Genomic DNA, 24,660 nt, shown 5'->3' on the forward strand with positions numbered 1-24,660 from the left:
GTGTCAAAACTGGCGCCGCGCAACCAGCCAGGCGCCCACGACCAAAAGCACTGCGCCGCATACCGGGCCAACCAGCGCCCGCAAGGGGATCCCCTGACTTCTTACTACATCCATCATCAGCCCACCAATTAACTGGCTGGCAACCAGCACGGCAATCGTGGTGGCGGCTCCCACGTATTGATAGCCGCTGATGCTCGCAAAAACAAAAAATGAGCCGAGCAGACCAGGGATTAGCGTCCACCAACGTACCGTTGACACCAGCTCGCTGAATCCTGCAAAACCGTTTTTCACCAACAGAATACTGACAAACAGCACGATGCCGACCAGCGAATTAAGCAGCATGGCAATCAGGATGGTGGAGGACGACTGGGTGATGCGCACCATCAACGTGTTTTGCACCACCAGGCCAATACCGGCGGCCACCAGAAACACCAGTGTCAAAGATTGATTCATCAGATATCGTCCGGCTCACTGCGTTCATCGAGCTGTAATTGCATAAACGTGAGATCGAGCCAACGGCCAAACTTGGTGCCGACCTGCGGCATCTGTCCAGTTATCGTAAAGCCTAACGTCTCGTGCAGATGAATTGATGCGCCGTTTTGTGCTTCAATTCCCGCAACCATCACATGCTTGCGAAGCGTACGAGCTTCAATAATCAGCGCCTGCATAAGCGCGCGACCCAGGCCTTTTCCCTGATGTTCCGGATGGACATAAACGGAATGTTCAACCGTATGCCGAAAACCGTCAAAAGCTCGCCAGTCACCAAATGATGCATAGCCCGTAACGACGCCATCGTCTTCGCTCACTAATACCGGATAGCCCATTAACGTTCGCGCTTCGAACCAGGCAATACGGTTATCGGTATCGACGGTCGCGTCGTTCCAGATGGCGGCGGTGTGTAATACCGCGTGGTTATAAATTTCACCGATGGCGGCGCAATCTTCTTTACTGGCGTGGCGAATAATCATGAGAACCCCAGGAGTGTTGTTCATTATAGTAGTACGATAATGTCACGATATTACACAAATACGACGACATGTCGCTACGGCATAAGACATATTTTTTTGTTATGACGACAGTATTGAAATCGGTTTCATACACTATAGTATGACGTCATGAACACTATGCCAGACAATATGAATCAACGAATTAGCGCGCGGATTCGCATTGAACGCGAATCACGTGGATGGTCTCTCAGCGAGCTTGCAGACAGAGCTGGCGTTTCACGTGCGATGATCCACAAAATTGAACGCAGTGACAGTAGCCCGACGGCGACATTATTGGCTCGTCTCTCCGGCGCGTTCGGCATCAGTATGTCAACGTTAATCGCTCGAGCAGAAATGCAGGAAGGAAAACTGCTGCGTTTCGATAATCAGCCAGTCTGGAGAGATCCGCAAACGCATTATTTGCGCCGTCACGTGTCGCCGCGTACCGATCTGCCCATTGATATGGTGCAGGTTGAGCTGCCCGCCGGGAGTGACGTTCCAATGCCTGCCTCTTCCTACGCGCTTGCTCGTCAGTTGATTTGGCTGCAATCCGGTGAACTGGTGTTTCAGGAAGGAGACACCCGTCATGAAATGCAGGCCGGAGATTGTCTGGAACTGGGGCCGCCTAATGACTGCCGCTTTATCAATGAGACGCAGGAATCCTGCGTTTATCTGGTGGTACGCCTTAACCAGTCTGGCTCGTAATGGTAAGGCAGTTGTTGGGTATAAGGACTAGTCTCTAAGGACATTTGCGTAATAAGGAGCAATCCATGAGTCAATCTACAAAGCAAAACCGCCGCCTGGTACTGGCATCTCGTCCAAAAGGTGCGCCGGTTGCAGACAATTTCCGTCTCGAAGAAAATACCATCCCCGCGCCAGCTGAGGGAGAGGTTCTGCTTCGCACCGTCTGGCTGTCACTTGACCCTTACATGCGTGGGCGTATGAGCGACGCGCCGTCTTATTCACCGCCGGTAGAAATTGGTGCCGTGATGGTTGGCGGTACGGTCAGCCGCGTCGAGAAATCGCTAAACCCGAAATTCAAAGAGGGCGAATGGGTATTGGGTTACAGCGGCTGGCAGGAATATGAGCTTTCCGACGGTAGCGGATTAGTCAAACTTGGCGAAGATTTAAAGCACCCCTCCTGGGCGTTAGGCGTGCTCGGTATGCCGGGCTTTACGGCCTACATGGGGCTTCTGGATATCGGGCAACCGAAGTCCGGCGAGACGCTGGTTGTCGCAGCGGCCACCGGGCCTGTGGGCGCGACCGTTGGGCAAATTGGTAAGATTAAAGGCTGCCGGGTGATTGGCGTCGCGGGTGGGGCAGAGAAATGCCGCCATGCGGTGGACGTGCTCGGTTTTGACCAGTGTCTCGATCACCATGCGGATGATTTTGCGCAGCAGCTGGCACAGGCTTGCCCCGATGGAATCGACGTGTATTACGAAAACGTCGGCGGCAAAGTGTTTGATGCCGTCTTGCCGCTGCTGAACACCTCGGCGCGCGTGCCGGTCTGTGGGTTGGTGAGCGGTTACAACGCCACTGGGTTGCCGGATGGCCCCGACCGTCTGCCGCTGCTGATGGGTACCATCCTTAAGAAGCGCATCCGTATGCAGGGCTTTATCATCGGCCAGGACTATGGGCACCGTATCCATGAGTTCCAGGAAGAGATGGGACGCTGGCTGCAAGAAGATAAGATTCACTATCGCGAACAGGTGACGGAAGGGCTGGAAAATGCTCCGCAGGCGCTGATTGGCCTACTGGAAGGTAAAAACTTCGGCAAAGTCGTGATACGTGTCGCGAACGATAACTAATAATACCTGTTATGGCGGGAATCCCCGCCATAATCTATTTTTGCAAATTTGGCTATAATGTCTTTAATTATACAAGCATAGCACTCAGCCAAACTGCCAAAGGCAAGCTGGTTGTTAAAAAAAACTATAATCATTAGTTCTTAATTTTGCGTTATTCCCAATACCAGGCATGAAGATACAGGATATATCGAACAAGCACTCGTTATGGTTTACACGAGGGCGGTGAATAGCGTTTTGCTGAAGCTACAGGAAAAGAACATGCTTGATTTGGAAAATTTAGAAAAAGCTCAACGTTTGAGCCTAACAATGCAAGTTGAGGTCAGCCTGAAAGGGGCGTTAATTGCCGGGGCATTAAAACCTGGCGCCAGGCTGATTACCAAAGAGATTGCGGATAAATTAGGGACCAGTATCACACCGGTGCGTGAGGCACTGTTGCGCCTGGTTTCTTCTGGTGCGCTGCATGCCACTCCAGCTCAGGCCTTCCTGGTGCCAGAGATTACCCTGGATCGCTATAACGAAATTAACGCTATTCGAAAGCAGCTTGAAACGATGGCGGTGGCGGCGGCCTGTAAGCAGATGACGCCAGCGAAAGTTCAGGAATTGCGCGCCTTAGCGGAAAAATTCCATGATGCGATGTCCAACGGCGATGCGCAGCGTGCCCTTCATGCCAATCGCGCTTTTCGTTTTCGGCTCTATGAATATGCCGACATGCCGACATTAACAGCATTGATTGAGCAACTTTGGGTGCGTATTGGCCCGTGCTTTAACTATCTTTATGAAGACGTCCACGATATTACCAAATACACCTATCACTATGATGAACTGCTCAATGCGTTAGAGCGTGGTGATACGATCGCGTGCCAGAATGCGATTGATAAACTGATTGAAGGGTCAACGACACTGTTACTGCAACAATATTTTAGTTAAGTGATAATTTAATCCAGTTTTCACTTCCATATAATAAAGTCACCTTCGTAAATTATTTCCCGGCGGCATCAGGCTACCGGGAACGCTATTTCATTTTTGTGATCGCGAAGACCCAATTGATTCTGAAATAAACTTGAATCCTGCCGATAAAAAGGTAAGGCACGTTTGCCTTTCAAGGAGCAGGATGATGAGTGTCAGCCAACGGCTACGAAATATAAAAATGAGCAAAAAGCTCGCGATGGGATTTGGGGTGGTAGTGTTTTTGGTGGCGGTATCGACCACGCTGAGCGTACTGCGGTTTAAAGAAATCCGCGATGTTTACCAACAAACTAACCTGATCTACAACATCAATATTGAAGTCTTCCAGGCCAAAATTAACCGTCTGAAATTTCTCTATACTGGCGATGAGAAATCGGGCCAGGTGATGGCCAACTATGTCAAACATGCCGCAGAACTGACAACCGAAGCGCAAAAACTGACATGGAATCCTCAGGAGTCGTCGACTGTCGATGATGTTGCCACGCATCTGGCGAGTTTCCAAAGTAGCGTCGCCGACATGCAGACCGCCATGGTCGCCGTCAATGCTGATAAAAACGATCCGGCTGCGGTACAGGCGCTGAAAATTGCAGAAGAAAAAGTCAAAACTGCCGGTGATAAAAGCAGCGCGTCTATTAAAGAGATTATTGCGCTGGTGAAAACGCACAATGATTCGCTGGCCTACAGATCCAGCACAATGACGGCGATTGTCGGTATCGTGGCGATTTTGTTTGGCATCATGGTGTCATGGTGGGTGACTCGACAGATTACACGACCGGTTAAACATAACCTGCTGCTGGCGGAACGTATTGCTAACGGTGATTTGAGCTCTGACATTCACCCGCAGGGCGACGATGAGCTGGGGAAACTGACTGGCGCAATGGGCCGCATGAACGACAAACTGCGCACCATGATTGGCGATGTTCGTAGCAGCGTCACTCAGGTTTCTCAGGCGGCCAGCGAGATTGCAGAAGGCAATACCGATCTTTCATCTCGTACCGAGCAGCAGGCGGCTGCGGTCGTTGAAACGGCGGCCAGCATGGAAGAACTCACCGCGACGGTGAAAAACAACGCCGATAACGCGCGCCACGCCAGCAAACTGGCGGCAGAAGCCTCTCACACCGCGACCCAAGGCGGACACGTCATGCGGGACGTGGTGAGTACCATGAACGCTATCAATACCAGTTCACAGAAAATTGCTGATATTACCGCCGTCATTAACAGCATCGCCTTCCAGACCAATATTCTGGCGCTTAACGCCGCCGTGGAGGCGGCACGCGCCGGTGAACAGGGGCGCGGGTTTGCGGTCGTCGCAAGCGAAGTTCGCAGCCTTTCTCAACGCAGCTCGCAGGCAGCGAAGGATATCGAACTGTTGATCAGCGAATCGGTATCCAGGATCACCACCGGTAGCGAACTGGTGACCAAAGCCGGACAGACCATGGAGCAGGTGGTGGATTCCGTGACGCGCGTAAATAACATCATGGGCGAAATTTCATCGGCTTCGGAAGAGCAGAGTCGGGGAATTGAGCAGATTTCGCGTGCGGTAATGGAACTGGATTCTACCACGCAGCAGAATGCGTCGTTGGTGGGGGCATCGTCCACGGCGGCAGGGGCGCTTGAGGATCAGGCGCGTTTGCTGGAGTCGTTAGTCGCTGCCTTCCGTTTAGAGCAACACGGGCAGACTGCGTAAAACTGAACCCGGCAGCAGAGCGCTGCCGGGTATTTATTTACTCGAAACGATATGACACTGACAGCCCAACGCCATAGTTGCGCCCCGGTGCAGGCTCGTAGTAACGACCATTGGATTCATTAACGATGACCGATCCGACGTACTCTTTATCGAACAGGTTATCAACCCGGCCAAAGACGTCCATTCCCCAGTTGCCATAATTGAATTTGTACCCGGTATTCAGGCCAACGAGGGTATAGGAGGGCGCTTTCGCCGTATTTTCATCATCCGCCATAATGTCGCTCATATAGCGAACATCGGTGCCGGCATACCAGCCTTCTTCTGGCTGCCAGCCAAAGGAGGCGTATCCCATATTGCGGGCGATACCCGGCATACGATTACCGTTGCAGTCGGCGTCGGAACAGACGTTGGTGCGATAAGTTGCATCCAGATACGTCCATGCCATTTTGAGCTTCCAGTTCTCAGCGAACTGTTGATCGAGCGCAACCTCGACGCCCTGACGACGCGTTTTACCGGCATTTTTATAGCTGGTTCGCCCGCCAGAACTGGCATCCACAACAATCTCATTGTCGGTATCGGTACGGAACAGCGCCGCGGTCAGCAGGCCGTTACCGATGCGCGTTTTACTCCCCACTTCATAGGTATTGTTGGTCGAGGGCTTCAGACCAAAATTAAGGCCGCTCTGATTACCCGAACGATAAGAGAGTTCGTTAATGGTTGGGGTTTCAAAGCCACGGCCAGCGGCGGCATACAGGTTCCAGGCATCAGTCACCGCATATTTCACGGAACCCGCCGGGAGCCATTTGTGATAGCTGGCATCGCCGCTGTCGTCACCGTTCGCGCCATTCACGTAACGATCGTTGGAGTCAAACCAGACGGAGCTATAGCGCACTCCGGCATCCAGGGTCAGTTTCTGCGTTAGCTGCCAGCTGGTTTGCAGATAAGGATCGACGTTCCACATCAGATTACGTTCGTCGCGACGCTTGTCGCCTTTTACGCCGTAGTCCGGCACGCCGTTGCTCATGACAAAGTTCTCATAGCCACGGCGATCTTCACTCATGTTCTCGTAATTCAGGCCGGTGGTGAAGGTGACAGGCACCCCCAATTCGCCACGGTGCGTCCAGCGGGTATCAATGCCCTGATAGTGACGCTGCATGTCAATCACGCCGCCGGAATGCGTTGGACGAAGCTGCGGCTGGTACGGAATGGACTGGTACTGCGTCATTTCGCGCTCGCCTGCATACGCCATCACGCTCAGATCGTCCTGTTCGCTAAGCTGACGCTCATACCGCAAGCCCGCCTGAGTCTGCTTAATGGTTTTACGGGTGTTGTACTGATCGCCTCGCGGAGACTGACGAGGATTGTCGCGCCATTCCTGATAATCCAGGCCGCCCGGATCGTTCGCTTTCATATCCACACTATTGAAGATAAGCGTCAGCTTACTGACATCATCAATGCGCACGCCGAGTTTGGCATTGGCGAGGTTTTTACGCGCGCCGCTGTGATCGCGAAAGCCTTTGGTAGTAAAGCGTGTCGTCGACACGGTGTAATCAACGTCGCCCGCATGCGTGCCGTCTCCCATTGCGCCGGTCGCTTTCATGCCATAACGCCAAGTGCCGTAGCTACCGTAATAACTGCTGGCCTCAATGGTCGGCGGCTGCTGCCCGGTTTGGGTCGCAATGTTAATCACGCCGCCAGAGGCGTTTCCATATAGCGCTGAAAAGGGCCCACGCAAGACTTCCACGCTCTCAATACTGCTCAAATCGATGTTGGACGTTTGTCCCTGACCGTCCGGCATGGTGGCCGGAATGCCATCAACGTACATGCGAATTCCGCGAACGCCGAAGGTAGAACGCGCGCCAAATCCACGCATCGACAGTTGCAAATCCTGGGCATAGTTTTGGCGGTTTTGAATTTGCAGTCCTGGCACGCTGCCAAGCGACTCCGAAAGGTTAATACGCGGCGCGGCCAGGCGCATTTCATCCCCGTTAACCACGCTGACGGCGGCTGGGGTATCCAGTTCAGAAACGGTCTGCGGCGTTGCGCTGACGATCATGGTTTGTTCTTGTGCCGCAAGCGTAACGGCTGGCGTCAGGATGACGGGAATCAACAGCAGCGGGAGCGTTGCCTGACGTGCAGAAATGATTTTCATGAATAAAAGCCGGTTAAGTAAAAGACGAACCAAATGGAACATGTGCACCTATGGTAAATCTTTTGTAAAAGTTTTGAAAACTTTAACAGCACATTGCGTTAACGGAAGTGGAGATAAAAAAGGGTGAAGGGGGTTAACGGGAAACAAAAGCTCCACATTCAAATAAATAATGATTACTATTCTCAACAATAAAAATGACAAAGCGATGACTTTGTCTTTAAGGAAGCAATGTCGGCATTACTACATTTTTTATCAAAGGGAGTCGTCATGTCATTACGTCATCTGTGCTCGCCGCGCCTGCGTGGTTCTCTGCTGTTAGGTTCTTTACTGGTTGCGGGTACATTCAATGTTCATGCTGCAGAAGAGATGCTGCGAAAAGCGGTAGGCAAAGGCGCCTACGAAATGGCCGTCAGCCAGCAGGAAAATGCCCTGTGGGTGGCTACGACGCAAAGCCGTAAATCGGACAAAGGTGGAGTGGTTTATCGTCTTGATCCGGTGACGCTGGAAGTGACTCAGACGATTCACAACGATCTGAAACCGTTCGGCGCGACTATCAATACCACCACGCAAACGCTGTGGTTCGGCAATACCACTAATAGCGCGATCACGGCTATCGATGCGAAAACGGGTGACATTAAAGGCCGCCTGGTACTGGACGATCGCAAACGTAGCGAAACCGTTAAGCCGCTTCAACCGCGCGAACTGGTTGCTGATGACACAACCAACACCGTTTACATCACCGGTATCGGTAAAGAGAGTGTGATTTGGGCAGTAGACGGCGAAACGCTGAATCTGAAAGACACTATCGCTAACACCGGCACCTATAGCACCGGACTGGCGCTGGATGCGCAGGCAAAACGTCTGTACACCACCAATGCTGACGGTGAACTCATCACCATCGACACCGCAACCCATAAAGTGCTGAGCCGCAAAAAAGTGCAGGAAGATGGCAAAGAACATTTCTATCTGAACCTGAGCCTGGATACGGCGGGGCAGCGCGCATTCCTGACCGACTCTAAACAGCCGGAAGTGCTGGTGGTTAACCTTAAAGATGGCAGCGTGATTGAGAAAATTGCGGCACCGGAATCGCTGGCCGTGTTGTTTAACCCCACCCGTAACGAGGTTTACGTGACGCATCGCGAAGCGGGCAAGGTGAGCGTGATTGACGCTAAAACCTACAAGGTCACGAAGACGATTGATACGCCGACTTTCCCGAACAGCCTGGCGCTCTCCGCCGATGGCAAGACGCTGTACGTGACGGTAAAACAGAAATCCACGCGTCAACAGGAAGCGACCCAGCCTGACGACGTAATCCGAATCGCGCTGTAAAAGAAAAGGGAAGGCATGTGCCTTCCCTTAATTTTGCTTAACGTGACCTTTCTTGAATCAACGGTCCGTCATTTTTTTCATCATCCGGATGGACCGGCGCGGTGCTGTGAATCTCCTGCACGCGCTTACGCACGCCAAACCAGCCAGCAATCAACAGTACGGCCAGCAGCGGGATTGTCGCAATAGTGTAAGTGCCATTTGGATAGTCAAATGCCATCAGTACCAACACGCTGAACAGGAACAGCAGCGTCAGCCAGGACGTCACCGGAGCGCCCGGCATCTTAAAGCTGACGTCTGATGCTTTGCCTTCTTTGATAGCCTTACGCAAACGCATCTGGCAGACCACGATAAAGGCCCAGGAGGCGATAATGCCGATCGCGGCGACGTTCAATACGATCTCAAATACACGAGACGGCACCAGATAGTTCAGGAATACCCCGAATACATACACGACCAGCGTCGCCAGGATCCCGGCATACGGCACCTGTTGCTTGCTCATCTTCGACATGAACTGAGGCGCAGAACCGCCCATCGACATGGAGCGCAAAATACGTCCGGTGGAATACAGGCCGGAGTTCAGGCTGGAGAGCGCGGCGGTCAACACGACGATATTCATGATGCTGCCAACATAAGGCACGCCGAGCTTTGAGAAGAAGGTGACGAACGGACTTTGCCCGGCCTGATAAGCGTTCCACGGCAGCAACAGAACCAGCAGTGCCACGGAGCCGACGTAGAACAGACCGATACGCCAGATAACGCTGTTAATTGCTTTTGGCACCATGGTCTGCGGATCTTTACATTCTCCCGCAGCGGTACCGACCAGCTCAATCGACGCAAAGGCAAACACGACGCCCTGAACCAACACCAGCGCAGGCAGCAGGCCGTGGGGGAAGAAACCGCCGTTATCGGTAATCAAATGGAAACCGGTGGCATTGCCATCGAGCGGTTTACCGCTGCCGAGGAAGACCGTACCGACCACCAGGAAAATCACAATGGCCAGCACTTTGACCAGCGCAAACCAGAACTCCATTTCGGCAAACCACTTTACGCCGATCATGTTCATGGTCCCGACGATCGCCAGCGCGCCGAGGGCAAATACCCACTGCGGAACATCGCCAAATGCGCCCCAGTAATGCATATAAAGTGCAACGGCGGTGATATCGACGATACCGGTCATTGCCCAGTTGACGAAATACATCCAGCCCGCCACATAAGCGGCTTTTTCACCCAGAAACTCGCGGGCGTAAGAGACGAAGCTCCCGCTGGAAGGGCGGTGAAGCACCAGTTCACCAAGGGCGCGCAGGATGAAAAATGAGAAAATGCCGCACACCAGATACACCAGCGCGAGAGCAGGGCCAGCCATTTGCAGGCGCGCGCCTGCGCCTAAAAACAGACCCGTACCAATCGCGCCGCCGATGGCAATCATCTGAACCTGACGGTTGCCCATCGCCTTGTGATAACCCTCTTCATGAGAGTCCAGCCAGCGACGTTTCGCAGCATGATGATCGGCTGCGCTTTTATTGCTTGTTTTCATTGAGTTACCCGTTTTCCTGTCTGAATCATCTTATCGATGCCCGTACGTGGCCGTCGGCGAACCAAACGATTGCTTCTGTGCCAACATATGCTGCCTTTCCAGTCATTCTGCGTATGGATAAGGCAAAACATGGCGAAGCATCCTACCTGCATTCCAAAAGTGACGCAAAATAATCGTTGCGCCGCGAAACGAAAGTATTCAGGCGATCACAGATGATTTTCGCAGCGCTTCAACCAGCAGGGTAAACGCCGTCGTATGCTGGCGTCGGCTCGGGTAATACAGATGATAACCGTCAAAAGAAGGACACCATTCATTAAGCACTCGCACCAGACGTCCATCGGCGATGGCTTGCAGCGCGCTGTCTTCCGGGACGTACGCGAGCCCTAAACCGGCCTCGGCGGCATCAAGGCGCTGGGGAAGGCTATTTAGCGTTAACTGACCTTCCACGCGAACCCGCATTTCACGGCCATCTCGTTCAAACTCCCAGGCGTACAAACCGCCACGCGTCGGTAATCGCATATTGATGCAGCGATGATGTTGCAGCTGTTCGGGCATTTCGGGCACGCCGTGCTGGGATAAATAGGCCGGTGAGCCCACGACCACCATGCGCATATCCGGCGCAATGCGCACCGCAATCATGTCTTTGGCAACTTGTTCACCCAGGCGCACGCCGGCATCGAAACGACCATCGACAATATCCGTCAGGCCGTTGTCGACCGTCACCTCGATATGAATATCCGGGTATTGCGCCATAAAAGGTTTCAGTATCGGCCACAACACCGCAGACATGGCGTGTTCTCCGGCGGTGATCCGAATGTTGCCGGCGGGTTTGTCGCGCATATCGCGAACGGCGGTTAGTTCTTGTTCGATTTCGAGCAGGTGAGGGCTTAAACGCATAAAAAGTTGTTCACCGACTTCCGTCGGCGCGACGCTACGGGTGGTGCGGGTTAGCAGGCGCATCTCCAGACGGGCTTCCAGATTGCGCATCGCGTGGCTCAATGCCGATTGCGACACGCCAAGCTGAGCGGCAGCACGGGTAAAGCTGCGCTCGCGAGCCACCACCATAAACGACAACAGATCGTTAAAATTATCTTTCAGCACGATGTCACTCCGGATATATGAATTTTACTCATGGTTCCTTTCTGATTATGCAGTCTAATGCTGCACCTGTCTTTGCGCTACTGTTAACGCAACAGCAAAACAGGAGGACATGATGAAAATTATTCGTAGCGGTTCACTCCCTTCGGTCCGTGGGCCTGAAGACTGGTTTAGCGGTACCGTCCGTATCGATGCACCGTTTCAGGCCACAGAGCCTGCCGCCGTCGGCGGGGCCACCGTCACTTTCGAACCGGGTGCTCGTACCGCATGGCATACCCATCCACTGGGGCAAACGCTGATTGTGACGCAGGGGCGCGGCTGGTTGCAGGAGTGGGGCAAAGACGCTGAGGCATTGAATCAGGGCGATATCGCGTGGATACCGCCCGGTGTCAAACACTGGCATGGGGCCAGCTCAGAAACCGCGATGACGCATATTGCTATCGCTGAATCGGTGAACGGCAGCCCAGTCGACTGGCTGGAAAAAGTCACCGACGAGCAGTATCAGGGGCGTTAACCCCCAAAGACCGCAATCGCCTGCTGCAACCGCGTAGTGCGCTGCGTCAGGTGATTGGCGGCGTGTGTGACATTATCGACCATGCCGGTGTTGTTGTGCGTCATCACACCGATGCGCGAGATCGACTCGTTAATCAGCGTAAGTGCCTGGGTTTGCTCCTGCGTGGCGTGTCCGATCTCTTTAATTAACGATGACATTTGCAGCACGTTGCCAATCATCCCCGTCAAATGCGTTTCGGTTTGTTCAACCATATCGACCCCGGCGTTAACGCTGGCGACGTTTTTCTCAATCAGCGTTTTGATCTCTTTTGCCGCCGATGCAGAGTGTTGCGCCAGGTTACGCACTTCGGCTGCTACCACCGCAAATCCACGACCCGCTTCACCGGCTCGCGCGGCTTCTACCGCAGCGTTAAGCGCCAGAATATTAGTCTGAAAGGCGATACGGTCGATAACGCCGATAATATCGACAATCTGGCTATTATCTTTAGAGACCGACTGCATCATTCCAATCGTCTGCTTCATAATGGTTTCGCCATTATGAGCGCTGGCGCTGGTGCGATCCGCCATCTGAATAGCCTCTCCGGCGGTTTCGGCGGTTTGCCTGACGGCGCTGGCGATCTCTTCGACGGCGGCGGCCGTTTGCTGCAAATCGTCTGCCGTCTCTTCTGAACGCGCCTGTAAGGACGCGCCTTCTTTGGCGACCTGCTGGCTAATCTCGCTAATTCCTGCGATTTGCGTGCCGACGTCATCCACTAATGAATTCAGATTCAAACCAGACTGATTGACCAGGCGCATCATCATGCCAATTTCATCGACGCGATCGAAATGGTAGTAATCGGTTTTTCGCCCTGAAACGACATGCTGCATATGTCGAACAATGGTTTTCATTGGGCGACTGATCTGCGCATTGAGATATAATCCCAGCATAATAAAAAGCAGAATCAGCCCGCTGGCTTGAGCGATCCCAAGAGGTAATAAAAGCGTAATAAGTAACGTCAACAGGGCGGTAGTGCCTATCCCATAATTGACTCTTTTGGCCGTGCTGAGTCGTTTAAAAAGGGAAAGAAAAGAAAATAAACCGCGACGAATCAACAACCCTTTATAAAAACGATGGCCTTTTAATTCGTTATTTTGTACGCGCTGGTACAGCCTTTCACAGGCTTCGATTTCTTGACGTGGCGGTATATTTCGAACAGAGATATAACCCGTCAAAGTGTCGTTTTGATAAACCGGTGTAACGTTTGCCCGTACCCAATAATGATCGCCATCTCCACGACGATTCTTCACAAGCCCTGTCCAGCTCTGGCCCTGCTGTAGCGTAAACCACATGTCGCCAAAGGCTTCCGCGGGCATGTCAGGATGACGAATGACATTATGGGGTTCACCAATAAGATGTTCTTCTTTATAGCCGCTGGCTTCAATAAAAGCAGAGTTGGCGTAAGTAATATAGCTCTGGGTGTTAGTGGTCGACATTAGCGTCGACCCGTCGTTAAGCAAAAACTCGCTTTGTGTAACAGGAGTGTTATTTCTCATGAAAAACTCCATGGTGATGTCAAGTACGAACAAGCCGCCCAAAAAAAGAGTCAGGCAAGACAGAAGTTATTGTTGTGTTTATTACAGCGTGCGCATTCTTCCACAAAGTGGGGTAAACAAGAAAGTGTCTAAATTAAATATATTTAATCTGTATTAATGCGCCTGTGTAATAAAAATGAAAACAAAACAGAGTCGGGAATTAATAGGGAAATGAAAAACGCAACTTAAGTCAAATAATGAGTGAATAGTGAATCTATGGCGTAAACTGGCAAGCGGAACCACCGTTTTATTAACATCAATAGAACGTCATCCTGTTCATTTTCAGCACGCTCGCGGTAAAGGCATACTTTTAATATGGCTTTGCATTTCTGAATTCTGGCAAACCAAATGTAAATTAATTGTTTCTCAGAGGTGAAATCCCCCTTTAATAATGGCGACATGTTAAGCCAAACGAGAACACGACATGTCCTGGCGAATCAGCATTCTGGATAAAAGTCCCGTAGCCGAAAACGAAACCGCCGCCGATGCGCTGGCGCGAACCTTGAGCCTGGCAAAACAGGCCGAAGCGTTAGGGTTTCACCGCTTCTGGATTGCCGAACACCACAACACCGATCAGCTGGCAAGTCCGTCCCCTGAACTGCTTATCGCGTGGATCCTTGGGCAGACTAAACGCATTCGCGTGGGTTCCGGCGGTGTCATGTTGCAGCATTACAGTCCTTATAAAGTCGCGGAAAACTTTAACGTGCTGGCGGCTATCGCGCCGGGCCGCGTGGATTTGGGCGTGGGTAAAGCGCCCGGCGGTTTGCCGTTGTCGACGCATGCGTTGCAGCGTGGACTTAATCAGCAGGAGAAGGGGAGCTTTGCCGAACAGCTGGCGCAGTTAAACGGCTGGCTGACGACGTCCGACAATGAACTGCGCGCTACGCCGCAGCCTGCCACACCTGCGCAGGGCTTTCTGCTGGGCGCAAGCACGGACAGCGCGCGACTGGCAGCGAGTCTGGACTGGAATTTTGTGTTTGCCGCGCATCTGAATGGCGATCCAGATCTTTTGCGTGACGTCATCGCCACCTGGCGTGCCAACAGTTCGCGAGAGGTGATTGTGGCGGTACAAGCGATCGTCGCTTCTACGCAAGCGCAAGCGGATGAACTGGCGCAAAAGGTCGAAGTGTGGGGCGTTGAGCTGGTAAACGGGCAACGAGTCACCGTTGCGAGCGAAGAGCAGGCCTATGCCTTTGCGCGCCAGGCCGGCAGCGAACCGCTAAGAATTGCGCGTCGGGCGCAGTCGTTGTTGGCTGGCACGGCAGAGTCGGTACGCCAACAATTACAGACCCTGCACGAAACCTGGGGTATTGATGAGTTCATTATCGATACCCCAGTCGCGGAGGGGAACGCGCGCACCCAATCGCTGCGTTTACTGGCACAGGCCCGATTTGCCGGGGAGGTGCTGGTATGAGCCTGGGCCAACAGCTTGTCGACTGGCGTCGCGAACTGCATCAACACCCTGAACTCTCAGGGCAAGAGGTGGAAACCACCGCGCGTCTGCGTCAGTGGTTATCCGACGCCGGGATTAAGGTCCTTCCTTACGATATTCAGACCGGGATCGTGGCTGAAATCGGTGAGGGGGAAAAGCAAATTGCCCTGCGCGCCGATATCGACGCCTTGCCGATTGAAGAGCGCAGCGGCGTGGCGTTTAGCTCACAGAATCCTGGCGTGATGCATGCCTGCGGGCACGACATTCATACCAGCGTCATTCTGGGGGCTGCGCTACAGCTCAAAGCCCGCGAGGCGGTGCTGCCCGGGCGTGTGCGCATTCTGTTTCAGCCCGCCGAAGAGAACTTTGGTGGGGCAAAAAGCCTGGTACGCGCCGGAGCATTACGCGACATCAGCGCTATTTTTGGCATGCATAATGAGCCTGGCCTGCCGGTCGGATCCTTTGCCACTCGCGGCGGTCCGTTCTACGCCAACGTCGACCGGTTTGTCATTCGGGTGACGGGCAAAGGCGCTCATGCGGCGCGTCCGCATGAAGGCTCCGATGCCATTTTACTTGCCAGCCAACTGGTGACGGCGCTGCAGAGCGTGGCAAGCCGCAACGTGAACACGCTGGATTCGGTGGTGCTAAGCGTAACCCGTATCGAGGGCGGTAATACCTGGAACGTACTACCAGAAAGCGTCGAGCTGGAAGGTACCCTGCGTACCCATCGCCTCGAAGTTCAGCAGAACGTCAAAGCACGAGTGGGCGAAATCGCCGCTGGATTTGCCAGCGCCTTCAATGCGCAAATTGACATTACCTGGTATGCCGGTCCCACCGCGCTGGTGAATGACGAACGCTGGGCCGAATTTGCCACCTCTATTGCGCGAGAAGCGGGATACGAAACACAACATGCCGAACTGCATATGGGCGGAGAAGATTTTGCCGTCTATTTACAGCACATTCCCGGCGCGTTTGTCAGCATCGGCAGCGCCAGTCCGTTTGGTCTGCATCATCCGGCTTTTAACCCCGATGAAGCATTAATCGAACCCGCAGCACATTATTTCGCACAGCTTGCAGAAAAAGCATTACATCAAATTTAACGATTAAGGGGTGAGTATGTCTGCAACACGACAGTTACGGCTGGGAACTATTTTGCATGGTGCGTCCGGGAATATGTCTGCCTGGCGTCATCCGGCGGCGATAGCCGATGCCAGTATTAATTTTCATTTCGTGAAAGAGACGGCGCTAAAGGCAGAAGAGGGCAAGCTGGATTTTTTATTTGTTGCCGACGGGCTGTATATTAACGAAAAATCTATTCCGCATTTCTTAAATCGTTTTGAACCGCTGACGGTATTATCGGCGCTTGCCAGTATTACCAGCCGTCTGGGTCTGGTTGGCACCTTATCCACCTCCTATAGCGAACCTTTCACCGTGGCGCGACAGTTCGCCAGCCTCGACCATCTGAGTAACGGGCGTGCAGGCTGGAACGTGGTGACCTCGCCGCTGGAAGGCTCGGCGAAGAATTTCTCACGCGATAAACATCCGGAACACGCGCTGCGCTATCGCATTGCGGACGAATATCTCGACGTGGTGAAAGGACTTTGGGACTCGTGGGAAGGTGACGCCTTCGTGCGCAATAAAGAGAGCGGCCAGTTCTTTAATCCTGAAAAACTACACGCGCTGGATCACCACGGTGATTTCTTCCAGGTCGCCGGGCCACTCAATATTGGCCGAACGCCGCAGGGTCGCCCGATTGTATTTCAGGCCGGAGCGTCTGACGATGGCAAGAAATTAGCCGCTAAGCATGCCGATGCCATATTCACCCATCACGACACGCTGGAGGAAGCCAAAGCCTTTTATCGCGACGTTAAACAGCAGCTGGAATTACAGGGCCGCCGTGGGGATGAACTGCATATATTCCAGGGTGTCAGCGTGATTGTCGGAAAAGATGCCGATGACGTTGAGCAGCAATATCAAACGACCGCCGCGCTGGTCTCCGTTCACGACGCGCTCAATTATCTGGGCCGCTATTTTGAGCATCACGATTTTAGCCAGTATCCGCTTGATGAACCTTTCCCGGATATCGGTGATTTAGGACAAAACAGTTTTCGCAGCACCACCGATGAAATCAAACGCAACGCCCGCGAGCGGAACCTGACGCTGCGTCAGGTCGCGCTTGAAGCCGCCTCGCCGCGCCCGCGCTTCTCCGGAACGCCGGAGGAGGTCGCTGACAGCCTGCAACGGTGGTTTGACGAGTACGCCGCTGACGGGTTCATTATTCAGGGTGGCACGCCAGACACCTTCCCGCGTTTTGTGGACCATGTGGTTCCGGTGCTTCAGGCACGCGGACTGTTCCGAACGGAATACCCAGGCACCACGCTGCGAGAGAGTCTGGGATTAGACCAGCCTAAAAATCAGTACACACAACAATAAGAGAGCAACGCTATGCAGAAATCATCGCTAATTCTGGCCCTTGCGCTGGCCTTTACCCCTGCCGTTTGGGCCGCAAACGTGAATATAAACGGTACCGGCGTAAGCCTTGAGGCCAATAAAAACCCAATCAACACCGCCAAAAATAGTGATGCGGTCGCGCGGTTGCCGAAGGATTATCGCTTCGCCCATCCGGGTAAATTTACCGTGGCCGTAGCGGCGCTGAACTCTCCACCGTTGACGGTGTTTTCTGATGACAACAAAACGTTGCTCGGCAGCGAGGTGGATGTTGCTCGCCTGGTCGCCGATAGTCTGGGACTGGAGCTGAACGTGGTGCCAACGTCCTGGGAAGACTGGCCGCTGGGCGTGGCCTCTGGTAAATACGATGCGGCAATCAGCAATATTACGGTTACCAAAGAGCGTAAAGAGAAGTTTGATTTCGCCACCTACCGTAAAGATTCCCTCGGTTTTTACGTGAAATCGACCAGTCCTATCAAGCGCATCGACAAGGCGGAACAGATCGCCGGATTGCGCATTATCGTGGGTTCCGGCACCAATCAAGAAGCCATCCTGCTGGCGTGGAATGCCGAAAACCTGAAGAAAGGCCTCAAGCCCTTTACTCCGGTTTATACCAAAGACGATGCGGCACAAACCCTCGCGATCCAGTCGGGTCGTGCGGACGCGTTCTTTGGTCCGAACGTGATTGGCGCGTGGAAAGCGGCACTGACCGGCAAAACCAAGCTGGTCGGCAGCGTGGACGGTGGCTGGCCGAAAGCCGCGCACATCGCCGTGACGCTGAAAAAAGGCAGTGGACTGGTTGAACCGGTACAAACCGCGTTGAACGGCGTTATCCAAAACGGAGATTACGACAAGGTGCTTAACCGCTGGGGCGAAGGCGTCGAGCGTATCCCTCATTCAGAAGTTAATCCCGCCGGACTGGGCGATTAAGGAGAGAACATGACCGACCTTTTTCGCGACGTTTCGCCGGAAGATGCCCAGCTCCAGCCCATTATCGAGGGGCTGTTTGGGGAATATGCAGCCCGCTACGGCGATTACTTTTCTAAAGATGCGGAGGTGGAGTTGACCGAATGGTACTTACCGCCTCAGGGGCTGTTTATTGTGCTGGAACGTGACGGTGAAATTATCGCAACCGGCGCTTACAAACCCTTTGACGACCAAACCGCTGAGATCAAACGCATCTGGACCCACAAAACCCTGCGTCAGCAGGGGCTTGCCGCCAGGATAGTGGCTGAGCTGGAGCGCAGGGCGGTGTTGGCTGGCTATAGCAATATTTACCTCACCACCGGCTTTCGTCAGCCTGAAGCGGTCCGGCTCTATTTAAGCCAGGGCTACGCGCCGCAGTTTGACCTGCAACGCGATCCGGAAGCGTACAGCCAGCCGCCGTTCGACGGACGGCTTCGGTTCACCAAAACGCTGGTACGCGAAGCGTTCAGCAAAACGGCATGAGGAGCGACGATGAGCAACGTTGAAACCATCAAAGTGATCCCGGCGCGCTACCCGTGGCGCATCGTCGGCGCAATTGTGGCGCTGTTTGTGCTGGCGGTTGTCGTGCAGTCAGTGGCCTTTAACCCGCGCTGGGAGTGGCGTGTTTTTGCGCGCTGGTTTTTCGACCCGGTGATTGTTGAAGGCGTTGGGCAAACGCTGTTACTGACGTTGATCGCGACGGTGCTGAGCGTCATGATTGGCGGCCTGTTGGCGCTGGCGCGGCTATCGTCATCCTGGTTGCTCAGTGGCCTGGCGTTTGGCTATATCTGGCTGTTTCGATCGTTGCCACTGATCGTAGTGTTGATCATTCTCTACAACTTCTCCTATTTGTACGACACGCTGTCGCTCGGCGTACCGTTTACCGGCATCACCTGGGGCAGCTTTGAGACCATCAACGTGCTGGGGCAATTTTCTACCGCCGTGGTCGGACTGACGCTGGTGCAAAGTGCCTACACGGCTGAAATCATCCGCGGCGGATTCCTGGGCGTTGACCATGGTCAATATGAAGCCGCCGCCGCGTTGGGTTTACCTGCCTCGCGTCGCACGTTGCGTATCATTTTGCCGCAGGCGCTCCGGACCATTTTGCCTTCCGGATTTAACGAAATCATCAGCCTCGCCAAGGGGACGGCAATGGTTTACGTGCTGGCCATGCCGGAGCTGTTCTACACCATTCAGATGATCTACAACCGCACGCAGGAAGTCATTCCGCTGCTGATGGTCGGTGCCGTCTGGTATCTGGTCATCACCACCGTGCTGTCAGCCATTCAACATGTGGTCGAACGTGGCTTAGCCCGCAGCGAGCGACGCTCGGCGGTGAATCACTCTCGTTCTTCATTCCTTACTCGTTCCGTCACCACAACGCAGGAGCCTATCCATGCCAGCCTCTCCTGAAGGACATATTTCGATTACCGGCGTCAGCAAGTTTTTTGGCCGTCACAAAGCGCTCGATAACGTGTCGCTGGAGATCCCGCCGGGATCGGTCACGGTGATCCTCGGGCCATCGGGGTCCGGGAAATCGACGCTACTGCGCACTATTAATCACCTGGAACGCGTCGACGAAGGTTTTATTCAGATCGACGGGGATTACGTTGGCTATCGTCGTCAGGGAGACAAACTGTACGAGCTGAAAGAGAAAGATATTTTAAAGCAGCGGGTTAACGTCGGGTACGTGTTTCAAAACTTCAACCTGTTCCCGCACCTCACCGTGCTGGAAAACCTGATTGAAGCACCGATTGCGCACAGGCAACTGAGCCGTAAGGCCGCAGTGGACAGAGCTTATGGGCTGCTGGACGTTGTGGGATTGCGCGATAAAGCCGACGCCTGGTCGCGTCATCTTTCCGGTGGTCAGCAGCAGCGTATCGCCATCGCGCGCGCGCTGGCGCTGCGACCTCGCGTCATGCTGTTTGATGAGCCAACGTCGGCGCTCGATCCGGAGCTGGTTGGCGAAGTGTTGGATGTGATTAAAAAGCTGGCCCGGTCAGGTACCACGCTGGTGGTGGTCACGCATGAGATTGGCTTTGCCCGCGAGGTCGCCGATCAGGTGGTATTTATGGTTGATGGCAAAATTGTGGAGCAGGGCAGCAGCGACGACGTGTTGAACCGTCCATCACACGCGCGAACGCGCCAGTTCTTGTCAAAGGTGTTGTAAGGAGAAAGCATGAAATACGGATTTCTGGTGCTGATTGGTGTGGCAACGGCGGGTCACGCCAGCATTGATTTAAAAGCCAACGAACAGCCGCTGTCGGTGACGGTCGATCGGCAGGCGATCGCGAAGATCCCGGCAAACTATACGTTTGTCGAACCGGGAACGCTGACGGTGGCCATCTCGGCACTAAACTCGCCGCCGCTGGCGTTGCTGGCAAGCGATAACCGAACCCGGATTGGCAGCGATCCGGATATCGCCCGGCTGCTGGCGGGTAGCCTGGGTCTGAAGCTTAAACTGGTGCCCACCGCGTGGGAGGACTGGCCGCTGGGCATTACTTCCGGACGCTATGACGTCGCGCTGGTCAACATTGCGGTGACCGAGCAACGTAAAGAGAAGTATGACTTTGCAACCTATCGCGTCGATTCGCTGGCATTTTCGGTGAAATCCACCAGCGACGTTCAGACTATTAAGCGCGCGGAAGATCTGGCGGGTAAAAAGGTGATTGTCGGCTCTGGCACCAATCAGGAGCGTATTTTACTTGGCTGGAACGAAGAGAATACCAAAGCCGGGCGTGAGCCCGCGCTGCCGGTATATCTGACCGATGACGCGTCGGGTAATTTGTATATTCAGTCTGGCAGAGCGGATGTGTTTTTTGGCCCGCAGTCGGTTTCAGCCTATAAAGCGGCGCTCACGGGCAAAACGCGCGTGGTAGGCCTGGGGCCGAAAAAGGCCTATGTCGCGACGACGACCAAAAAGGGGAACGGGCTGGTTTATGCGTTGCAGGCGGCATTAGACGGTGCGATTCAGCGCGGAGAATATCAAATGGTGCTGGCACGCTGGGGCGAGCAGGGCGAAGCGGTAGCACAGTCGGAGGTGAATCCGCCGGGGATAACCTATTAACAGCAGTTTGTTCTGCTCAACAGACTGCCCAGACTACTCGCGTACAGATCACTACCTTTCGGCAATCCGGTTATCATTATTGTCATTAATGGGGCTAAAATGAATGTGTCTATGAACACCCTTCATAAATGTGCGATGAAGGGAATGCCTCCATAAGGAAATCACCGATGCTGAAAGAAAACTTCAATGAACTGCAAATTTTTCTTGTGGTGGCAAGGGAGCGAAGTTTCACCAAAGCAGCGGGCAAACTGGGCGTTTCTCAGTCTGCACTCAGCCACGCGATGAAGGCCCTGGAGGAAAGGCTGAATATCCGCCTCTTGACCCGCACGACCCGAAGCGTTGCCCCTACAGAAGCAGGTGAGAGAATTATTGCCTGCCTTGAACCGCGTATTGCCGATCTTGAGCAGGAGCTGGAATCGCTTGTTCAACTGAACGGCACTGCCTCCGGCAATATCCGTTTATCTGCCGGGGAGCATGCCGCGCGAAGTCTGGTGTGGCCGAAGTTAAAACCCTTCCTCAGGGAATACCCGGAAATCAATGTTGAACTGGTGGTTGATAACGGCTTTGTCAATATCGTCGAAGGGCGTTTTGATGCCGGGATCCGCCTGGGTGAAAGCGTGGATAAAGACATGATTGCGGTAAGAATTGGGCCGGATATGAGAATGGCTGTGGTTGGAGCACCGTCTTATTTCGCTGCAAACCCTGCACCAGAAACGCCGCACGAGCTACAAAATCATCGGTGTATCAATATGCGCCTGCCGACAGCCGGTGGGCTTTACCACTGGGAATTTGAGAAGGAAGGGAAACCGTTACGGGTCAGAGTGGAAGGGCAGGTCACGTTTAATCTGCAGGCAGAAAGGATTGATGCGGCCTTATCCGGTTTTGGCATCGCCTGTATACCTGAAGACCGGGTGCAGGATTATATAAAGTCAGGAGAGCTTATTCAGGTTTTGCAGGACTGGTGCCCATCTTTCCCCGGGTATTACCTCTACTACCCGAGCCGTAAGCAGCATCCGCCCGCTTTTGCGCTGATGATCGATGCACTTCGCTACCAGGAATAACGGGTCCGCCAATCTCAGCGGCCCCGTTCGGGTATTAACGGCCTGTGCGGGCCTGGTGCTCAGGAGAGTAACGTTCGCCGACGATTTTAATCGTTTCAAGCGCCTGAGTTATCTGCCGTGAGTCATCCTGCGAAAGAATGATGTCGGCGGCCCCCATGTTTTCTTCCAGCCGGTGCAGTTTGGTGGTACCTGGGATAGGAACAATCCACGGCTTTTGTGCCAGTAACCATGCCAGCGCGATTTGTGCAGACGTCACGCCTTTATCTCCCGCCAGTTCACCTAGCAATGAGACCAGCTTTTCATTGGCTTCAATCGCCTGCTCGGCGAAACGCGGCACCTGGCTTCTGTAATCATCCTTCCCAAAAGTGGTTCCTGGCTTAATCGATCCCGTCAGGAAGCCTTTGCCTAATGGGCTAAAGGGCACAAAACCAGTGCCCAGCTCCTCCAGAAGCGGCAGGATCTCCCGCTCAGGCTCGCGCCACCACATTGAGTATTCGCTTTGCAGGGCCGTGACAGGTTGTACGGCATGCGCACGACGAATGGTTTGCACACCTGCTTCGGACAGACCGAAATGTTTAACTTTGCCTTCAGCGATCAGGTCTTTTACCGTCCCCGCAACATCTTCAATCGGCACATCTGGATCGACTCGGTGTTGATACAGCAGATCAATAACATCCGTCTTTAGACGACGTAATGATCCTTCCACAGCTTCACGGATATGCTCTGGACGGCTGTTTAAAATCTGCTGCTTGTTGTCCGCACCGAAGGTAAAACCAAACTTGGTGGCGATGACCACGCGGTCACGAAATGGTTTTAAGGCTTCGCCTACAACCTCTTCATTCAGATAGGGCCCGTAAACTTCGGCGGTGTCGAAGAACATCACGCCGCGTTCGACGGCGGCGCGAATCAGTTCGATGGCCTGACGGGTATTCGTCGCCGGGCCGTAGCCGTGGCTCAGTCCCATACAACCCAGGCCCAGAGCCGACACTTCGAGTCCGGATTTACCGAGATAACGTGTATGCATCCATCAATCCTCTTCTGTTTGCGTTAAACATCGAGTTTGCGGCCCGCAAGCCATTCCACCCTTGCGGGGTCACGATGCGAGAAAAACGCGCTGGTTGCGGTATCGATAGCCGTAATCCGTTGCATATCCTCCGGGCTGAGTTCGAAGTCGAGAATAGCGATATTTTCTTCCATTCGTGCTTTGCGCACGGATTTTGCCAGCGACACGATCCCGCGCTGGAAGATCCACCGCAGAACAACCTGACCGACGCTTTTGCCATATTTTTCGCCGATAGCGGTGAGTTCAGGATGCTCAAACAGACCGTTTTTGCCTTCTGCGAACGGTGCCCAGGCCTCTGGCTGGATCCCGCGACTGAGCATCCACGGCACGGCGTGCAACTGTTGATTGAACGGGTTGACTTCAATCTGGTTAACCGCAGGAGCGATGGTGTTGAAAGCAATAAGATCGGCCAGTCGGTCAGGATGGAAGTTGCTGACGCCAATGGCGCGAATTTTGCCTGCCTGATGCAATTCTTCCATGGCGCGCCAGGCCCCATGGACATCACCGTAAGGCTGGTGAATAAGATACAGGTCAACGTAATCAAGTTGCAGTCGATTCAGGGAGCGTTCGAACTGGGCTTTAGCGCCTTCGTAATTCGTATCCTGAAGCCAGAGTTTGGTCGTGACAAACACTTCGTTACGGGCGATACCAGTTTGTTTCAGAGCGTTCCCGACCTGCGTTTCATTCTGGTAAGACGCGGCGGTATCGATCAGGCGGTATCCCGTATCGATGGCATCAATAACCGCTCTTTCGCATTCAGCGGCATCAGACATCTGAAACACACCAAAGCCCAGCAGGGGCATTTCAATCCCGTTGTTCAGTTTTACAGTTTGCATGACGTTATCCTTCAGCTGTTGTGTTGGAAAAGCATAACGCAAACTGATTTATTCGATTAGATGGGGTAATTAGCTAGGGTTTATTAGATGGGTTCATTAATTTGGATGGGGCTGAAGGTCGGCTTAGTGCCATGAGCGGACG

The 24,660-nt window shown here is 53.6% G+C and carries 23 protein-coding genes; 15 read left to right on the plus strand and 8 right to left on the minus strand.

What is annotated here, in order from left to right:
• Nucleotides 1–3: 3 nt before the first annotated feature.
• Both AC6EMZ_RS15330 and AC6EMZ_RS15335 read right to left on the minus strand, forming a co-directional pair.
• Nucleotides 4–453 carry a DMT family transporter gene (locus tag AC6EMZ_RS15330; protein WP_498403436.1) on the minus strand — a complete coding sequence of 150 codons (450 nt, stop codon included), beginning with the start codon at nt 451–453 and terminating at the stop codon, nt 4–6.
• Entirely contained in the window at nt 453–968 is a 516-nt protein-coding gene (locus tag AC6EMZ_RS15335; RefSeq protein ID WP_498403437.1) for a GNAT family N-acetyltransferase, read from the minus strand. The genes AC6EMZ_RS15330 and AC6EMZ_RS15335 overlap by 1 nt, the downstream gene beginning before the upstream one ends.
• A 147-nt stretch (nt 969–1,115) precedes the next feature.
• Between AC6EMZ_RS15335 and AC6EMZ_RS15340 the strand changes: the two genes are divergently transcribed.
• From AC6EMZ_RS15340 to AC6EMZ_RS15355, 4 genes are all read left to right on the plus strand, one after another.
• Nucleotides 1,116–1,691 (plus strand): helix-turn-helix domain-containing protein, encoded by a 576-nt coding sequence (locus AC6EMZ_RS15340; RefSeq protein WP_498403438.1) that lies wholly within the window; start codon nt 1,116–1,118, stop codon nt 1,689–1,691.
• Between the two features lie 65 nt (nt 1,692–1,756).
• Nucleotides 1,757–2,794 carry an NADPH-dependent curcumin/dihydrocurcumin reductase gene (gene curA, locus AC6EMZ_RS15345; RefSeq protein ID WP_498403439.1) on the plus strand — a complete coding sequence of 346 codons (1,038 nt, stop codon included), beginning with the start codon at nt 1,757–1,759 and terminating at the stop codon, nt 2,792–2,794.
• A gap of 258 nt (nt 2,795–3,052) precedes the next feature.
• Nucleotides 3,053–3,721 carry a GntR family transcriptional regulator gene (locus AC6EMZ_RS15350; RefSeq protein WP_498403440.1) on the plus strand — a complete coding sequence of 223 codons (669 nt, stop codon included), beginning with the start codon at nt 3,053–3,055 and terminating at the stop codon, nt 3,719–3,721.
• A gap of 187 nt (nt 3,722–3,908) precedes the next feature.
• The gene (locus AC6EMZ_RS15355; RefSeq protein ID WP_498403584.1) at nt 3,909–5,447 is read left to right on the plus strand and encodes a methyl-accepting chemotaxis protein; all 1,539 of its coding nucleotides are present in this window, start codon (nt 3,909–3,911) and stop codon (nt 5,445–5,447) included.
• A 37-nt stretch (nt 5,448–5,484) separates the two neighbouring features.
• Here the strand turns inward: AC6EMZ_RS15355 and pqqU are convergent, their stop codons facing one another.
• Nucleotides 5,485–7,599, minus strand: a complete 2,115-nt coding sequence (gene pqqU / locus AC6EMZ_RS15360) for a TonB-dependent receptor PqqU (protein ID WP_498403441.1) — start codon at nt 7,597–7,599, stop codon at nt 5,485–5,487.
• A gap of 267 nt (nt 7,600–7,866) precedes the next feature.
• On the opposite strand from pqqU, the gene yncE reads away from it, so the two are divergent.
• The gene (gene yncE, locus AC6EMZ_RS15365) at nt 7,867–8,928 is read left to right on the plus strand and encodes a 7-bladed beta-propeller protein YncE (RefSeq protein WP_498403442.1); all 1,062 of its coding nucleotides are present in this window, start codon (nt 7,867–7,869) and stop codon (nt 8,926–8,928) included.
• Nucleotides 8,929–8,965: 37 nt separating this feature from the next.
• On the opposite strand, the gene ansP is transcribed toward yncE, so the two are convergent.
• Together ansP and AC6EMZ_RS15375 are read right to left on the minus strand one after the other, a co-directional pair.
• On the minus strand, nt 8,966–10,462 hold the full coding sequence (gene ansP / locus AC6EMZ_RS15370; protein ID WP_498403443.1) for an L-asparagine permease: 1,497 nt from the start codon (nt 10,460–10,462) through the stop codon (nt 8,966–8,968).
• A gap of 198 nt (nt 10,463–10,660) precedes the next feature.
• Nucleotides 10,661–11,563 (minus strand): LysR family transcriptional regulator, encoded by a 903-nt coding sequence (locus AC6EMZ_RS15375; protein ID WP_498403444.1) that lies wholly within the window; start codon nt 11,561–11,563, stop codon nt 10,661–10,663.
• Between the two features lie 112 nt (nt 11,564–11,675).
• On the opposite strand from AC6EMZ_RS15375, the gene AC6EMZ_RS15380 reads away from it, so the two are divergent.
• Nucleotides 11,676–12,074 (plus strand): (R)-mandelonitrile lyase, encoded by a 399-nt coding sequence (locus AC6EMZ_RS15380; RefSeq protein WP_498403585.1) that lies wholly within the window; start codon nt 11,676–11,678, stop codon nt 12,072–12,074.
• Here the strand turns inward: AC6EMZ_RS15380 and AC6EMZ_RS15385 are convergent.
• Complete coding sequence (locus AC6EMZ_RS15385; RefSeq protein ID WP_498403445.1) at nt 12,071–13,606, minus strand: methyl-accepting chemotaxis protein; 1,536 nt, start codon at nt 13,604–13,606, stop codon at nt 12,071–12,073. The genes AC6EMZ_RS15380 and AC6EMZ_RS15385 overlap by 4 nt on opposite strands.
• 463 nt (nt 13,607–14,069) lie before the next feature.
• Here AC6EMZ_RS15385 and AC6EMZ_RS15390 point away from each other — a divergent pair, with 463 nt between their 5' ends.
• The 9 genes from AC6EMZ_RS15390 (at nt 14,070) to AC6EMZ_RS15430 (ending at nt 22,619) form a co-directional block, all read left to right on the plus strand.
• Entirely contained in the window at nt 14,070–15,059 is a 990-nt protein-coding gene (locus AC6EMZ_RS15390) for an LLM class flavin-dependent oxidoreductase (RefSeq protein ID WP_498403446.1), read from the plus strand.
• Entirely contained in the window at nt 15,056–16,177 is a 1,122-nt protein-coding gene (locus AC6EMZ_RS15395; protein WP_498403448.1) for a M20 peptidase aminoacylase family protein, read from the plus strand. Before AC6EMZ_RS15390 ends, AC6EMZ_RS15395 begins: the two co-directional genes overlap by 4 nt.
• A 16-nt stretch (nt 16,178–16,193) precedes the next feature.
• A complete protein-coding gene (locus AC6EMZ_RS15400; RefSeq protein ID WP_498403449.1) occupies nt 16,194–17,510 on the plus strand; it encodes an LLM class flavin-dependent oxidoreductase in 1,317 nt (438 codons plus the stop codon).
• A 12-nt stretch (nt 17,511–17,522) separates the two neighbouring features.
• A complete protein-coding gene (locus AC6EMZ_RS15405; RefSeq protein ID WP_498403451.1) occupies nt 17,523–18,455 on the plus strand; it encodes an ABC transporter substrate-binding protein in 933 nt (310 codons plus the stop codon).
• Nucleotides 18,456–18,464: 9 nt separating this feature from the next.
• On the plus strand, nt 18,465–18,974 hold the full coding sequence (locus AC6EMZ_RS15410; protein WP_498403452.1) for a GNAT family N-acetyltransferase: 510 nt from the start codon (nt 18,465–18,467) through the stop codon (nt 18,972–18,974).
• 9 nt (nt 18,975–18,983) lie between these two features.
• On the plus strand, nt 18,984–19,904 hold the full coding sequence (locus AC6EMZ_RS15415) for an amino acid ABC transporter permease (protein ID WP_498403453.1): 921 nt from the start codon (nt 18,984–18,986) through the stop codon (nt 19,902–19,904).
• Nucleotides 19,888–20,661 carry an amino acid ABC transporter ATP-binding protein gene (locus AC6EMZ_RS15420; RefSeq protein ID WP_498403454.1) on the plus strand — a complete coding sequence of 258 codons (774 nt, stop codon included), beginning with the start codon at nt 19,888–19,890 and terminating at the stop codon, nt 20,659–20,661. The genes AC6EMZ_RS15415 and AC6EMZ_RS15420 overlap by 17 nt, the downstream gene beginning before the upstream one ends.
• A 9-nt stretch (nt 20,662–20,670) precedes the next feature.
• Nucleotides 20,671–21,558 carry a transporter substrate-binding domain-containing protein gene (locus AC6EMZ_RS15425; protein WP_498403455.1) on the plus strand — a complete coding sequence of 296 codons (888 nt, stop codon included), beginning with the start codon at nt 20,671–20,673 and terminating at the stop codon, nt 21,556–21,558.
• 167 nt (nt 21,559–21,725) lie between these two features.
• Complete coding sequence (locus AC6EMZ_RS15430) at nt 21,726–22,619, plus strand: LysR family transcriptional regulator (RefSeq protein WP_498403456.1); 894 nt, start codon at nt 21,726–21,728, stop codon at nt 22,617–22,619.
• A 34-nt stretch (nt 22,620–22,653) separates the two neighbouring features.
• Here AC6EMZ_RS15430 and AC6EMZ_RS15435 read toward each other — a convergent pair whose 3' ends face one another.
• Together AC6EMZ_RS15435 and AC6EMZ_RS15440 are read right to left on the minus strand one after the other, a co-directional pair.
• Nucleotides 22,654–23,643: an aldo/keto reductase gene (locus tag AC6EMZ_RS15435; RefSeq protein ID WP_498403457.1), complete on the minus strand. Its 990-nt coding sequence runs from the start codon at nt 23,641–23,643 to the stop codon at nt 22,654–22,656.
• 23 nt (nt 23,644–23,666) lie between these two features.
• On the minus strand, nt 23,667–24,518 hold the full coding sequence (locus tag AC6EMZ_RS15440) for an aldo/keto reductase (RefSeq protein ID WP_498403458.1): 852 nt from the start codon (nt 24,516–24,518) through the stop codon (nt 23,667–23,669).
• Nucleotides 24,519–24,660: the final 142 nt, after the last annotated feature.

Source organism: Enterobacter sp. SCRI0065 (genome assembly GCF_059766475.1).

What these genes read in the sequence shown, in the direction of transcription:
- AC6EMZ_RS15330 (WP_498403436.1), bottom strand. Translation starts at nt 453, where the DNA reads ATGAATCAATCTTTGACACTGGTGTTTCTGGTGGCCGCCGGTATTGGC.
- AC6EMZ_RS15335 (WP_498403437.1), bottom strand. Translation starts at nt 968, where the DNA reads ATGATTATTCGCCACGCCAGTAAAGAAGATTGCGCCGCCATCGGTGAA.
- AC6EMZ_RS15340 (WP_498403438.1), top strand. Translation starts at nt 1,116, where the DNA reads ATGAACACTATGCCAGACAATATGAATCAACGAATTAGCGCGCGGATT.
- curA (WP_498403439.1), top strand. Translation starts at nt 1,757, where the DNA reads ATGAGTCAATCTACAAAGCAAAACCGCCGCCTGGTACTGGCATCTCGT.
- AC6EMZ_RS15350 (WP_498403440.1), top strand. Translation starts at nt 3,053, where the DNA reads ATGCTTGATTTGGAAAATTTAGAAAAAGCTCAACGTTTGAGCCTAACA.
- AC6EMZ_RS15355 (WP_498403584.1), top strand. Translation starts at nt 3,909, where the DNA reads ATGAGTGTCAGCCAACGGCTACGAAATATAAAAATGAGCAAAAAGCTC.
- pqqU (WP_498403441.1), bottom strand. Translation starts at nt 7,599, where the DNA reads ATGAAAATCATTTCTGCACGTCAGGCAACGCTCCCGCTGCTGTTGATT.
- yncE (WP_498403442.1), top strand. Translation starts at nt 7,867, where the DNA reads ATGTCATTACGTCATCTGTGCTCGCCGCGCCTGCGTGGTTCTCTGCTG.
- ansP (WP_498403443.1), bottom strand. Translation starts at nt 10,462, where the DNA reads ATGAAAACAAGCAATAAAAGCGCAGCCGATCATCATGCTGCGAAACGT.
- AC6EMZ_RS15380 (WP_498403585.1), top strand. Translation starts at nt 11,676, where the DNA reads ATGAAAATTATTCGTAGCGGTTCACTCCCTTCGGTCCGTGGGCCTGAA.
- AC6EMZ_RS15385 (WP_498403445.1), bottom strand. Translation starts at nt 13,606, where the DNA reads ATGAGAAATAACACTCCTGTTACACAAAGCGAGTTTTTGCTTAACGAC.
- AC6EMZ_RS15390 (WP_498403446.1), top strand. Translation starts at nt 14,070, where the DNA reads ATGTCCTGGCGAATCAGCATTCTGGATAAAAGTCCCGTAGCCGAAAAC.
- AC6EMZ_RS15395 (WP_498403448.1), top strand. Translation starts at nt 15,056, where the DNA reads ATGAGCCTGGGCCAACAGCTTGTCGACTGGCGTCGCGAACTGCATCAA.
- AC6EMZ_RS15400 (WP_498403449.1), top strand. Translation starts at nt 16,194, where the DNA reads ATGTCTGCAACACGACAGTTACGGCTGGGAACTATTTTGCATGGTGCG.
- AC6EMZ_RS15405 (WP_498403451.1), top strand. Translation starts at nt 17,523, where the DNA reads ATGCAGAAATCATCGCTAATTCTGGCCCTTGCGCTGGCCTTTACCCCT.
- AC6EMZ_RS15410 (WP_498403452.1), top strand. Translation starts at nt 18,465, where the DNA reads ATGACCGACCTTTTTCGCGACGTTTCGCCGGAAGATGCCCAGCTCCAG.
- AC6EMZ_RS15415 (WP_498403453.1), top strand. Translation starts at nt 18,984, where the DNA reads ATGAGCAACGTTGAAACCATCAAAGTGATCCCGGCGCGCTACCCGTGG.
- AC6EMZ_RS15420 (WP_498403454.1), top strand. Translation starts at nt 19,888, where the DNA reads ATGCCAGCCTCTCCTGAAGGACATATTTCGATTACCGGCGTCAGCAAG.
- AC6EMZ_RS15425 (WP_498403455.1), top strand. Translation starts at nt 20,671, where the DNA reads ATGAAATACGGATTTCTGGTGCTGATTGGTGTGGCAACGGCGGGTCAC.
- AC6EMZ_RS15430 (WP_498403456.1), top strand. Translation starts at nt 21,726, where the DNA reads ATGCTGAAAGAAAACTTCAATGAACTGCAAATTTTTCTTGTGGTGGCA.
- AC6EMZ_RS15435 (WP_498403457.1), bottom strand. Translation starts at nt 23,643, where the DNA reads ATGCATACACGTTATCTCGGTAAATCCGGACTCGAAGTGTCGGCTCTG.
- AC6EMZ_RS15440 (WP_498403458.1), bottom strand. Translation starts at nt 24,518, where the DNA reads ATGCAAACTGTAAAACTGAACAACGGGATTGAAATGCCCCTGCTGGGC.